Annotated in this window: 12 protein-coding genes and 1 pseudogene; 3 read left to right on the top strand and 10 right to left on the bottom strand. The window is 61.2% G+C overall.

The annotated features are described in order from the left end of the window. Positions 1-260: 260 nt before the first annotated feature. The 4 genes from NPS29_RS18470 to NPS29_RS18455 all read right to left on the bottom strand — a co-directional run bounded on the left by NPS29_RS18470 (position 261) and on the right by NPS29_RS18455 (position 4,208). Positions 261-1,280, bottom strand: a complete 1,020-nt coding sequence (locus NPS29_RS18470) for an ABC transporter substrate-binding protein (RefSeq protein ID WP_274134183.1) — start codon at positions 1,278-1,280, stop codon at positions 261-263. Between the two features lie 118 nt (positions 1,281-1,398). Next, positions 1,399-2,265, bottom strand: coding sequence for an ABC transporter permease (locus NPS29_RS18465; RefSeq protein ID WP_274134182.1), 867 nt, complete (start codon positions 2,263-2,265; stop codon positions 1,399-1,401). A 136-nt stretch (positions 2,266-2,401) separates the two neighbouring features. Then, positions 2,402-3,283, bottom strand: a complete 882-nt coding sequence (locus NPS29_RS18460; RefSeq protein WP_400611066.1) for an ABC transporter ATP-binding protein — start codon at positions 3,281-3,283, stop codon at positions 2,402-2,404. Positions 3,284-3,311: 28 nt separating this feature from the next. Beyond that, complete coding sequence (locus tag NPS29_RS18455; RefSeq protein ID WP_274134181.1) at positions 3,312-4,208, bottom strand: TauD/TfdA dioxygenase family protein; 897 nt, start codon at positions 4,206-4,208, stop codon at positions 3,312-3,314. Positions 4,209-4,469: 261 nt separating this feature from the next. Here NPS29_RS18455 and NPS29_RS18450 point away from each other — a divergent pair, with 261 nt between their 5' ends. Then, positions 4,470-4,628 carry a hypothetical protein gene (locus NPS29_RS18450; RefSeq protein WP_274134180.1) on the top strand — a complete coding sequence of 53 codons (159 nt, stop codon included), beginning with the start codon at positions 4,470-4,472 and terminating at the stop codon, positions 4,626-4,628. Positions 4,629-4,756: 128 nt separating this feature from the next. On the opposite strand, the gene NPS29_RS18445 is transcribed toward NPS29_RS18450, so the two are convergent. The 4 genes and pseudogenes from NPS29_RS18445 to NPS29_RS18430 all read right to left on the bottom strand — a co-directional run bounded on the left by NPS29_RS18445 (position 4,757) and on the right by NPS29_RS18430 (position 8,654). Beyond that, on the bottom strand, positions 4,757-5,539 hold the full coding sequence (locus NPS29_RS18445) for a MetQ/NlpA family ABC transporter substrate-binding protein (RefSeq protein WP_274134179.1): 783 nt from the start codon (positions 5,537-5,539) through the stop codon (positions 4,757-4,759). A gap of 331 nt (positions 5,540-5,870) precedes the next feature. After that, a pseudogene (locus NPS29_RS18440) lies at positions 5,871-6,686 on the bottom strand (sigma 54-interacting transcriptional regulator); the annotation flags it as partial. Positions 6,687-6,785: 99 nt separating this feature from the next. Then, a complete protein-coding gene (locus NPS29_RS18435) occupies positions 6,786-7,367 on the bottom strand; it encodes an alpha/beta hydrolase (RefSeq protein WP_274134178.1) in 582 nt (193 codons plus the stop codon). A 243-nt stretch (positions 7,368-7,610) separates the two neighbouring features. Continuing rightward, positions 7,611-8,654: a fatty acid desaturase gene (locus tag NPS29_RS18430; RefSeq protein ID WP_274134177.1), complete on the bottom strand. Its 1,044-nt coding sequence runs from the start codon at positions 8,652-8,654 to the stop codon at positions 7,611-7,613. A 112-nt stretch (positions 8,655-8,766) separates the two neighbouring features. Here NPS29_RS18430 and NPS29_RS18425 point away from each other — a divergent pair, with 112 nt between their 5' ends. Next, positions 8,767-9,771: an AraC family transcriptional regulator gene (locus NPS29_RS18425; RefSeq protein WP_274134176.1), complete on the top strand. Its 1,005-nt coding sequence runs from the start codon at positions 8,767-8,769 to the stop codon at positions 9,769-9,771. 3 nt (positions 9,772-9,774) lie between these two features. On the opposite strand, the gene NPS29_RS18420 is transcribed toward NPS29_RS18425, so the two are convergent. Further along, positions 9,775-10,479 (bottom strand): Crp/Fnr family transcriptional regulator, encoded by a 705-nt coding sequence (locus NPS29_RS18420; protein WP_274134175.1) that lies wholly within the window; start codon positions 10,477-10,479, stop codon positions 9,775-9,777. Positions 10,480-10,586: 107 nt separating this feature from the next. Here NPS29_RS18420 and NPS29_RS18415 point away from each other — a divergent pair, with 107 nt between their 5' ends. Then, on the top strand, positions 10,587-11,123 hold the full coding sequence (locus tag NPS29_RS18415; RefSeq protein WP_274134174.1) for a DUF962 domain-containing protein: 537 nt from the start codon (positions 10,587-10,589) through the stop codon (positions 11,121-11,123). A gap of 120 nt (positions 11,124-11,243) precedes the next feature. Here the strand turns inward: NPS29_RS18415 and NPS29_RS18410 are convergent, their stop codons facing one another. Next, on the bottom strand, positions 11,244-12,233 hold the full coding sequence (locus tag NPS29_RS18410) for a sulfate/molybdate ABC transporter ATP-binding protein (RefSeq protein ID WP_274134173.1): 990 nt from the start codon (positions 12,231-12,233) through the stop codon (positions 11,244-11,246). Position 12,234: the final 1 nt, after the last annotated feature.

The raw sequence follows: 12,234 nt of genomic DNA, 5'->3' as shown, positions 1-12,234 counted from the left end.
GCTCCTTTGCGGCGAGTCCGTTGTCCACAACGTGGCCAGAAAGACTGGCGCGACGTGACCATGCGACTCTGAGCGTAGATCAGGGTTCCTTTCAACGCTCATGGCATTGCCCAAACCGCAGGGCGAGGTGCTCTCGAAACGACTGCCCACCACAAAACCTGTAGGAGTGAGCTTGCTCGCGATGGCGTTATGTCAGACGGAATTCAAGCGTCAGGCATACCGCAATCGCGAGCAAGCTCACTCCTACAGGGGACGGGGGATCAGCTACCCGCGCCGCCGTGGGCTTCTTCGAAGAAGAAATCCTTCCAGCTGTCGGCCTTGTTCTTCAGCACGCCCAGCTCATGCAGCTTCTCGGCGTAGATGAAGGTACGTTGCGGCACGACGGTGAAGTCGATTTCCGGATCGGAGACGATCTTCTCCACCAGCGGCAACGGCAGCTTGGACTTCTCGACCTCGATGTAGGTCTTGGCCGCTGCGTTCTTGTCGGCCTTGATGATCTTCTCGGCCTCAGCCAGCGCGTCGTAGAACGCTTTGTAGGTCTTGGGGTTTTCGTCGTGGAATTTCTGGGTGGTGTAGAGCACGTTGAACGTCGCCTGGCCGCCCAGCACGTCGTAGGAGCTCAGCACCTTGTGCACCTTGTCGTTTTCCAGTTCCTGGTACTGGAACGGCGGGCTTGAGAAGTGCGCGCTGATTTCCGAGCCGCCTGCGATCAGCGCCGAAGTGGCGTCCGGGTGCGGCAGGCTGACGGAAATGTTGTCGAATTTCTTGAAGTTGTCGTTACCGAATAGCTTGGCGGTTTCGATCTGCAAGGTCCGCGACTGGAAGCCCACACCGGCCGCCGGCACGGCAATGCGGTCCTTGTCGGTGAAGTCGTTAAGGGTCTTTACGTTCGGGTTGTTGCTGAGCAGGTAGTTGGGCATCGAGCCCAGCGAGGCGATGGCTTTCACGTTCTGCTTGCCCTTGGTGCGGTCCCAGATGGTCAGCATCGGCGGCACGCCAGCCGATACCACATCCAGCGCGCCCGCCAGCAGCGCTTCGTTCATCGCGGTAGCGCCGGAGATGCTATTCCAGTCGACCTTGATGTCGATGCCCTGCTCCTTGCCGTGCTTCTCGATCAGCTTCTGTTGCTGCACCACGTCGAGAATCAGGTAACCGATACCGAATTGCTGGGCGATGCTGATCTTGCCTTCGGCCTGGGCACCGCTGCTCGACAGCACGCCCACCAGACCCAGAGTTGCCGCCAGCGCAGTCAGCAGCGGGCGTTTGATTGAATTCCCCATGAAGCCCTCACAAATAAAAAACCATTGAAGTGGATGAAGATTTCGTAGCAGCACGGCTTGCCGGCGGGAGCGATCTTGAGTACGTCCCCGCCGGCAAGCCGTGCTGCTACGGGAACAGTTAGCGCTGCATGCCCCAACGCTTCACGGTCAGGCGCTCTACATTGCTGAACAACAGGTTTTCCACCAGCAGGCCGATGATGATGACCGCCGCCAGCCCCGCGAATACCTTGTCGGTGTACAGCTCGTTGCGGTTCTGGAAGATGTACCAGCCAAGGCCGCCCTTGCCCGAAGAGGCGCCAAACACCAGCTCGGCGGCGATCAGCGTGCGCCAGGCGAAGGCCCAGCCGATCTTCAAGCCGGCCAGGATCGACGGCAGCGCGGCGGGAATCAGGATGTGCCAGACGAAGCGAATGCCCTTCAGGCCATAGTTGCGACCGGCCATGCGCTGGGTTTCCGAAACGCCGAGAAACCCTGCGTAGGTGTTCAGCGCCAGCGCCCACAGCACCGAATGCACCAGTACGAAAATCAGGCTGTTCTCGCCCAGGCCGAACCACAACAGCGACAGCGGCAACAGCGCGATGGCCGGCAGCGGGTTGAGCATCGAAGTCAGCGTGCCCAGCAGGTCGCGGCCCAGTTGGGTCGAGACGGCTAGGGTGGTCATGCCGAACGCCAGCACGATGCCGATCAGGTAACCCTTGACCAGTACGGTCAGGGAAATCCACACCTTGGCCAGCAACTCGCCAGTGACGACGCCATCGACAAAGGCCTTGGCGGTTTGCAGGAAGCTGGGCAGCAGCAGGTCGTTACCCTGGATGCGCGCCGCGATCTCCCAGATCACCGCCAGGGCAATCAGGATCACGGTCTTGCGCACCCAGCCCTGTTGCCAGATGCGTTGGGCCAGAGGAATCTCACGCGCAAGGTCAGCCTGGGTGAAAGGCTCCAGCGCGATTTCGTATTCCTCGCGGATCGGAGGGGAAAGGCTCATGGTGAAATCTCTATTGAAGTCAGCCCTATCCCCTGTAGGAGTGAGCTTGCTCGCGATGGCAGTTGGTCAGTGACACATTCGTCGAATGACACAGCGCTATCGCGAGCAAGCTCACTCCTACAGGGGGGAGGCGGTGTTAGTAGGCAATCCGGATATCCTGAAACCGCAGATCCTGCTCGACCACCGGCGCATCGCCCTCGTCGAACAACAGGTTGTGGATGCGTTGGGCCGAGCGCTGGAAATCCACGCCGCCCAGGCTTTTCAGGTCGTACTGGTGGCTGTTGATCTCCGCCCGTACACGCCCCGGATGGGGCGACAGCAGCAGGATGCGGTTGCCCACCACCAGCGCTTCCTCGATGGAGTGCGTGACGAACAGCAAGGTAAAGCGCACCTCTTCCCACAGCTCCAGCAACTCTTCCTGCATCTTGCGACGGGTCAGGGCATCGAGCGCCGCGAACGGCTCGTCCATCAGCAGGATCTTCGGCTGCATCGCCAGCGCACGGGCAATCGCCACGCGGGCCTTCATGCCGCCGGACAAGGTGTGCGGATACGCATTGGCAAACGCGCTAAGCCCGACCTTCTCCAGATAATGCCGCGCCCGCTCTTCGGCCTCGCGGCGCTTGAGAGTGCGCGACGCCAGCAACGGGAACATGACGTTCTCGATCACCGTTTTCCACGGCGGCAACTGGTCGAACTCCTGGAACACCACGATGCGATCCGGGCCCGGTTCCCTGACCTGCTGGCCAGCGAGACGAATCTGTCCTTCAACCGGGGCGATGAACCCCGCCACGGCCTTGAGCAGCGTCGACTTGCCGCAGCCCGAGGGGCCGAGCAGCACGAAGCGGTCGGCGGGGTCGATTTCAAAACTCACCTGGTGAGTGGCCCGCACCACGCGTTCCGGCGTGCGGTATTCAAGGCTTACGCCCTGGACTTGCAACAGCGCTTCAGCGGTAGGCTGGTTGGCCTGTTGCGCGTTCAAGCGATCGCTAGCCGTGTGGCTTTGCAGAACAGCATTCATGGAGCGGGCTCCCGGATTGGTGCATGAATCAGAACGGAGCATCGCCCTGGATGGTGGTGCGGTGCAGACGACGGCGCAGGTGATCCGGCGTGCCGCCCGCCAGGTGGATAAGCGAACGGTTGTCCCAGAAGACCATGTCGTTTTCCTGCCACTTGTGACGCAGCACGTTTTCCGGACGCACGCTGTGGGCGTAGATCTCTTCGAGGATTGCGCGGCTTTCGTCTTCAGGAATACCGACGATATGAGTGGTGAAGCCTTCGCTGACGAACAGCGCCTTGCGGCCGTTCTCAGGGTGCGTGCGCACGATCGGGTGGCTGACCACGGCGACCTGGGCCAGTTGCTCGGCGCTCAGGGTCGGGCGCCAGTTTTCGGCGTTGCGGCCATCGCGGTAGCGCGAGGTGTAGCTGTGCACGGCACTGCGGCCTTCGACGGCTTTGCGCAGGTGCTCAGGCAGGGTTTCCCAGGCCTGGTGCATGTCGGCGAACAGGGTGTCGCCCCCTTCGCTTGGCAGCTCCTGGGCGTAAAGCATCGAGCCCAGGCTCGGCAGTTCCTTGTAGGACAGGTCCGAGTGCCAGTATTTGCCGGCGTCACCCAGGCCCACCGGCTGACCGTTCTCGACGATGTTGGAGACGATCAGGATTTCCGGATGGTTGGCGAGCAAAAACTGCTTGAGCACGTGAATCTGCAGCACGCCAAAGCGGCGGCTGAAATCGATCTGCTGTTGCGGGGTGATCTGCTGGTCGCGGAAGACCACGACGTGGTGATCCAGGTGCGCGCGATGCACACGGGCGAAATCTGCGTCATTGAGCGGGCGGGACAGGTCCAGACCGACGATCTCGGCACCCACCTTCTCGGCGAATGGACGTACATCGAACTGCTGATCCGGCGCTTGTGCGGACGTAGAAGCTTGGGAGGCTGCTGGCATGAGTACTCCGACTCCAAAAAGGCATTGGCTTTGAAGTAGAGACTTTATAGATATAAGAAACGATATTTAAATACCGTTGGGGAATATGGTTAGCGCTGAACGTGCTAGCGCTATTGATATGCCATCTCCTGGTAACCACGGCGTTACCAAATTCTTATCTTCGGGTGCGAACCCAGGGAGCAAGATGAGTGTCTATCCCCGGTCTCGCAGCGAAGCAGCTGCGATCCACCGATGTCAGGGATAACACAAAGAGGACCGATCATGCCGGTACGTGGAAACGACAACGCGCTCGACAAGGCTCAGGAAGACAACGTCAAGCTGCTCATTGCCCTTGAGCGTGCGTTGGGCCGTGCCCTGGGCACGCACGCAAAAACGCCGACGCGGGTACAGGCCGTCGGCGTTGGAAATCTTACGAACTGATCGCCACCGGTCCGTAGCAGCACGGCTCGCCGGCGGGAGCGGTGTGTCAGACAAACATTATTCGACTGATACACCGCCCCCGCCGGCAAGCCGTGCTGCTACGGGATTAGTCTGCGAACGTTACATCATCAGAACGCCGGCAATACCGCGCCGTCGTACTTCTTGTTGATGAAGTCCTTGACCTGCTGGCTGGTCAGCGCCTTGGACAGCTTCTCGATAGCGTCAGCATGGGCGTTGTCGGTGCGGGTCACCAGGTAGTTCACGTATGGCGAGTCGGCACCTTCCAGGATCAGCGCGTCTTTTTTCGGGCTCAGCTTGGCTTCCAGCGCGTAGTTGGTGTTGATCATGTCCAGATCGACCTGATCCAGAACACGTGGCAGTACAGCCGATTCCAGCTCGCGGAACTTGAATTTCTTCGGGTTCTCGGCGATGTCTTTCGGCGTTGCCAGGGCGTCGGTCGGGTTTTTCAGCTTGATCAGGTCAGCCTTCTGCAGCAGCAGAAGTGCACGGCCGGCGTTGCTGCCTTCGTTTGGAATGGCGATGGTCGCGCCCACTGGCAGGTCAGCCAGGGACTTGTACTTCTTCGAGTAGCCGCCGAACGGTTCAACGTGTACGCCAACGCCGGTGACCAGGGTCGCACCCTTGCCCTTGTTGAAGCCGTCCAGGTAAGGCTTGGTCTGGAAGTAGTTGGCGTCCAGGCGTTTCTCGTTCAGTTGAACGTTTGGCTGTACGTAGTCGGTGAAGACCTTGATTTCCAGATCCACGCCTTCCTTGGCCAGCTCAGGCTTGATCAGCTCCAGGATCTCGGCGTGGGGAACCGGCGTCGCGCCGACAACCAGTTTCTCGCCGGCTTGAGCCGCGCCGATGGAAAGGGCAGCCGCGAGTGCGGTGAACAACAAGGTCTTTTTCATGCGAATTCCTTAGGATGAACCGGTCACCTTGTGGGCAACCCTTATTGAGAGTGCCGCGGAGTCGAACCGGTCGGGTTGGCGGCTGAGGCGGACATTACCGAGATTTTTTATTCCGAGACAATACTTTTTCATCTCGGATATATGCTTTTTAGTTCTCAGAAGGCTTTTGGCCAGTAGGGATGTGTCTAAACCGCACTTTTGATCACACCACTACCCCCCGTAGCAGCACGGCTTGCCGGCGGGAGCGGTGTGTCAGTCGAAAAATGTGTGGCTGACACACCGCTCCCGCCGGCAAGCCGTGCTGCTACGGACGGTGCAAGCCGCCGAACTGCGGAAGATTCAAATGCTCCGGCAGAATCTCCGCCCCGCTGCTGACCAGCAGCGCAAAGTGAATGACATTCTCAAGCTCCCGGGTATTACCCGGCCAGTAGTGCGCTTCGAGCACACTCTGGGCGGCTTCACTGATCAACGGCATCGCGAAATCCAGGCGCTGGCTGTAGATCCCCAGGAAATACTCGGCCAGCGGCAGGATGTTGCCCGGCTGTTCGCGCAGCGCCGGCAGATCCAGCCGCCCCTCGCTCAGGTAACGATACAACCTTTCGTGAAACTTCCCGGCGGCCACGGCCAGGCTCAGGTCGATGCTGGTGGCCGCAACAAGGCGTACGTCCACCGGGCTCGGCTGGGACGCGCCCACGCGGGTCACTTCGTGATTTTCCAGCGCCGCCAGCAGCTTGATCTGAATCGTCAGCGGCAGATCGGCGATTTCATCCAGGTACAGCGTGCCGCCCGTGGCCGAACCAAACCAGCCCGCCCGGCTGCTGGCCGAGCCGCTGTGGGCGCCTGCGGCGTAGCCGAACAACTCGGCATCGGCGTAAGTCGGGCTGATCGAGCCGCAGTTGACCGATACAAAAAGCCCAGAACGGTCACTGCCGCGATGAATGTGCCGCGCCAGCAGTTCCTTGCCCGTGCCCGGTTCGCCACGAATCAGCACCGGCAGGTCCAGCGGCGCCAGTTGCTCCATTTCTTCGCGCAGGCGGCGTGAGCGCGGGTCGAAAAACACCAGCGCCTTGGCGCGTATGCTCAGGGGGCTTTTTTCAGCTTCGGGGAATGTGAGGAGGGGCTGGGTGGGTACGTCGGTCTGGCTCATGGCAGTCTCCCGCCCAAGCCTTCCGTGGACTTGAGCGTTAAAAAAAAGGCCGCAGCGCCTGTCGAATCACTGCGGCGAAAAAGATCGTGTTATGCGCACTCATGCTCGGCGGCGAGCCTGTTGTTCGATGCGGCTCTGCAGGCGGTAGAGGTAGGCGAAACCCTGCTCCCAGCGCTGATGACCGGACTTCACGTTGATGTGCCCGGCGCCGCTCAGGATGCCGATCTCGGCGCCCCAGTTGCGGGCCATTTCCATCGCCCGCAAGGCGCTGACGGCAGAGTCGTTGTCGGAGCTGACCACTTGCGCCGGGAAGGGCAGCAGGTGTTCGGGAACAGGCGCAAAATTGCGGATGGCAGGCGGGCAGTTGGGCCGCTCGACGTCAGCCGGGGCGACCAGCAACGCACCGCGCACCTGACGCAAGGTTTCCAGCGGCGCCAGTTGCGCCCAGTGAGCCACGGTCACGCAGCCCAGGCTGTGGGCGATCAGGATCACCGGCGAGCTGTCGGCAGCGATGGCCCGTTGCAACTCACCGACCCAGTCTTCGCGCCGCGGCGTCAGCCAGTTGGCCTGCTCCACGCGCACACTGTTGGGCAAGCTGTTTTGCCAATGGGTCTGCCAATGGTCTTCGGCGGATCCTTGCCAGCCTGGCACGATCAGGTAACGGATCGATTCGTTATGCATGGCCTTCGCCTCCTGCATTTTTGCGTTCATGGCGGCGAGTATAGGGACGGGATATATATTCGAAAAAGAATAAGAAGATATTTATTAATAACTCGAATTCATATATCGCAAAAACAGGTGATTGCCGCCGGAAAAAAAAGAGGGCCACCCCCTGCCTTAAGGAGCGGCCCTGATAAATCACGCTGTCTGCCCCCAGCTCGCCGGGGATGAGCAGAGAATACGGTGGGGTTGTTACAGAAATTTTTATCCCGCCAGACTTTTCGCAAATCTGTTCGCCCGGGCGAAGGTGCCGAAGTCGTTGAACCTCACACCCATCTCGGCCATGACCCGGTGCGCGACCGGCGCGGTCAACTGGCGGATGTAGAACGGCTCCTTCACCACAAAGTGATGGATGCCATGGGTGCTGCCGAAATTGAAACAGAACGCCTGCATCGGCCACAGCCACCACGGGTTGAGCACCTGGGTCTGCTGCATGACGTTGCCACTCTCGATATCGCCGTAGTAATGCATGTTGGAACTGACGAAATGCAGGCAGAACGTGCGCAATACATTGGGGCCCACCAGCACTACCACGGCGATGTCGATCACCTGCATCACGGCCAGGGTGTCGCTGGACCAGGCCAGCGAAGTGCCCATCAGGCTCGCAACGCCGTTGGCCGCATGAAAGCCGAGGAACACATACCAGGCGCCCCAGTTGAGCAAGGCCAGCGGCGCATACACCCGCAAGGTGCGCTTGAGGATGCTCAACTTGTGCGTCCAGGTTCTGGCCCGCAGCATGCGGATCAGCGACGACATGACGTTGTCGCCCACCATCAGCAGCCGCGCGATGCCCCAGGGTTCGCCGTTGGTGATGGCCCGCTCTTCCATGTCCGCCTCGGTGCCGGACACCTTGTGGTGATTGAGGTGCAGGTGCCTGCGAATCCATGGGTTGATGGTGCTCGGGCGCGCCATCCACACCAGCGCCATCATCAGGTTGTGGGGCACGCGCTGCTTGCGAAAGTACATGCTGTGGATCAGGTCATGCTCCAGTTCGTGGGTCAGCGAGGCGAAGAAGGCATTGAGCAACAGGCACACCCACCAGGCCATGTAGCCCCCAAGGTAGAGCGCTGCGCAGCCAGTCATGCCCGCCAGCGCGAACAGCAGAATGCCGGCGCCGATTGCATCCTGATGCGCAAGGATCGGGTAGCGCTGGCGCAACTCGACACCGCGGGCCGTAACCACCGCGCGAATATGGGCTGATCGCTGTTGTGCATTCAGTCCGGCCGCACTTGCAGAAGTCTCGTGCATGCTTCCATTCTCCGGTTTTATGATGAAGAAAAACGAGGCTCCACTGTGCCGTGCAGGGCCCAAGACTGCCCGGCCGTGGACGCCAAGCTGTTGACCGCAGGCGCCAATCTTTATGTCTGACCCAAGTGTTCTCGCCAGCTGGACCCGTGCCCTGCGCAAGCAACTCGACGCGCTGGGCCTGGACAGTCTCGCGCTGAGCCAGGCGGCGGGGCTGGACCCGCACTTGATGGACGACCCCAACGCGCGCTATCCGGTGACCGTGACCACGCGTTTCTGGGAGTTGTCGGTGCAGGCCAGCGGCGATCCGGCGCTGGGTTTGCGGGTGTCGCGGTTCGTCAGCCCCACCACCTTCCACGCCCTGGGCTACGCGCTGGTGGCCAGCGGTTCGTTGCGTGAAGTGTTCGAGCGGATCGTGCGCTACCACCCGGTGGTCAGCGACGCGCTGGACCTGAGCTTCATCCGCGTGGGCGAGCGTTACGAGTTTCGCTTTCGCGTGCCCGAGGGCGGGCCGATGCCGGCCAATGAGGCCATGGATGCCTTCGCGGCGATTTACGTGAGGACGTGCCGCAACCGTCTGGGCCGGCATTACGCGCCGCTGGCGGTGCACCTGGTCAGGCCCGAACCTGCCGACGCCAAGCCCTGGCATGACGTGTTCCGTGCGCCGCTGCACTTCGGCGCCACGGAAAACCTGCTGGAGTTCGCCTGCGCCGATTTCGACAGCCATCTGGACGATGCCAACCCGGAACTGGCCGAGCACAACGAGGCCGTGCTCAATCGCACGCTGGAAAAACTCAGCCCCCTGACCTGGGAGCGCAAAGTGCGTGCTGCCATCGAAGCGCAACTGCCCGAAGGCGAACCCTCGGCGGAGCGCATCGCCCAGCACCTGCACCTGAGCCTGCGCAGCCTGCAACGGCACCTGGCCGATGAAGGCTGCAGCTACGACCTGCTGCTGAACCAGTGCCGGCAGAACCTGGCATTGCTGCACATGCGCGACCCAGGCAGTTCGCTCAGTGAAATCGCCTTTCTCCTGGGCTTTGCCGACACCAGCAGCTTCAGCCGGGCGTTCAAGCGCTGGACCGGCATGACGCCCAGCCAGTACCGCGACGGGATGCGCTGATCCCTAGCCCCCGGTCAGGCGGTGACGCGCAGCCTTGCGCAAGCGCTCGACGTCCAGCACGCTGATGAAATCGCCGTCGCGGTGCACGATGCCGCGCTCTGCGAAGTACCCAACCACCCGGTCGACGACTTCCGGCGTCAGCCCCAGCCCCCGCTCGCTCAGCACGTCGTTGATGGAAACGCTGCGGGTCGAGCGGTCGATTTCACCGTAGCCTTCGGTGAGCAGCAGCAGGCGATAGGCGACACGCTCATCGGTGGGTAACAAGGTCACCTGATCGTTCGGCGGCACCTCAAGGCCGAGCTTGCGCCCCAGAAGTCGTGCGAAGTAGCGCCAGTGGTGCGGATTGTCTTCGAGGATTCTGGTCAGGATGGCCTGGGGCAGATGCAGCACGATGATCTGGTCTTCGGCGAAGACATCGTGCAGTCGGGGCAACGCGTCGAACAGCGAAACCTCGCCGAACCAGTACGGCATGCGGGTTTTGGCAGGTGGCAGGTCCAGGCGTTGCTGCTTGATACCGTTAAAGCGGATCGACCCGGCCAGCAGGGCGTACAGGCCGCAGGATGGCTCGCCATGCTCGAAGACCAGTTTGCCGGGCGTGAACCGCCGCTGCCGCATCCCCACCAGCAGGCTATCCTGCAAGGAAGTGGGCAGATCGTTGAACCAGTTGTCGTTATCCAACCATGAGCGCCATTGGGTTCCATTCGTCACGTGAATCTCCTTTTTCTTGATGGCGTTTTATTGCAGGCTGGTTCCTCCGATGGATCCGCCAGATAGAAATGAGCGGGCATGATCCACGTATCCATAGAGGAATAACAATGAAAAACCTCGTCGATCATCTCAGTCAGTACGCGTCCTACCACCGTGACACCCGCAACATCGCCACGCATTTCGTCGGCGTGCCGCTGATCGTGCTGGCAGTTTCCGTGCTGCTGTCACGCCCCGGCTGGAGCAGTTGGGCACTGGGCGAACTGTGGCTTTCCCCGGCCCTGTTGGCGACCGTGGCGGCCACCTTGTTCTACCTGCGTCTGGACAGGCCGCTGGGCATAGCGCTGGGCATCGTGCTGGCGCTGTTCCTGTGGATCGGCGCACATCTGGCGCAGCAGAGCACCATGGTCTGGCTCGCCTCGGGCGTGGGCCTGTTCGTGGTGGGCTGGATCATCCAGTTCGTGGGGCATTATTACGAAGGTCGCAAACCGGCGTTTGTCGACGACCTCTCAGGCCTGATCATCGGCCCGCTGTTCGTCACGGCCGAAGCGGCGTTTCTGATGGGAATGAGGAAGAAGTTGCAGGGCAACATCGAGGGGAAAGTGGGCCGTACCCACAAGCGAAACCTGAAGAAAGCCGCGGTATAAAGATTCAACTCGATCCCGTAGCAGCACGGCTTGCCGGCGGGAGCGGTGTGTCAGCCAGACATTTGTCAATTGACACACCGCCCCCGCCGGCAAGCCGTGCTGCTACGGATCGTGTACGGGCTACAGGTTTGCGATCTTCTGCCAAACCTTCGGCTTGAAGAACAGCGTCTCCCCGCGCGCCAGGCCGATCAGGCTGTCGTGGTCCTTCACCACTTCGGCTTCGATCAGGTCCGGCTGGCCTTCAACCTTCAAGGTCACACGGGTGGTCGCACCCAGCGGGCGAATGTCGCGCACTTCGGCGACGTGGTGTCCTTCCACTTCATGCCGCGACAACGACACTTCATGGGGGCGGAACAACACATGGTTGTCTTCGCCCAGGTGCAGGCGGTTGGAGTCGCCGAGGAAGTGGTAGACGAAATCGCTGGCCGGATTTTCGTACACCTCGCCCGGTGAGCCGATCTGCTCGATCACACCCTTGTTCATCACCACGATGCGGTCGGCGACTTCCATGGCCTCTTCCTGGTCGTGGGTCACGAATACCGACGTCAGGTTGATGTCTTCATGCAGGCGCGCCAGCCAGCGGCGCAGCTCCTTGCGCACCTTGGCATCCAGGGCACCGAACGGCTCGTCGAGCAGCAGCACTTTCGGCTCCACCGCGAGGGCGCGAGCCAGGGCGATACGCTGGCGCTGGCCACCGGACAACTGCTCCGGGTAGCGATCGGCCAGCCAGTCCAGTTGCACCATGTTCAGCAGTTCGTGAACCTTGGCGGCGATCTGGGATTCGTTCGGGCGCTGGTTCTTCGGCTTCATGCGCAGGCCAAAGGCGACGTTGTCGAACACCGTCATGTGGCGGAACAGCGCGTAGTGCTGGAACACGAACCCGACGTTGCGATCACGCACATCGTGACCGGACACGTCCTCGCCATGGAACACGATGTTGCCCTGGTCCGGGGTTTCAAGCCCGGCAATGATGCGCAGTAGCGTGGTCTTGCCACACCCGGACGGACCCAGCAACGCCACCAGCTCGCCGCTCTGGATATCCAGATCGATGCTGTTGAGGGCCTTGAAGGCGTTGAAATTCTTGCTGACGTTACGGACTTCGATCGACATG

The sequence above is a fragment of the Pseudomonas putida genome, assembly GCF_028682175.1.
Taxonomy (GTDB): Bacteria; Pseudomonadota; Gammaproteobacteria; order Pseudomonadales; family Pseudomonadaceae; genus Aquipseudomonas; species Aquipseudomonas putida_AD.
Note: the sequence above shows the minus strand (reverse complement) of the source record. Positions and strands in the feature narration are given on the sequence as shown.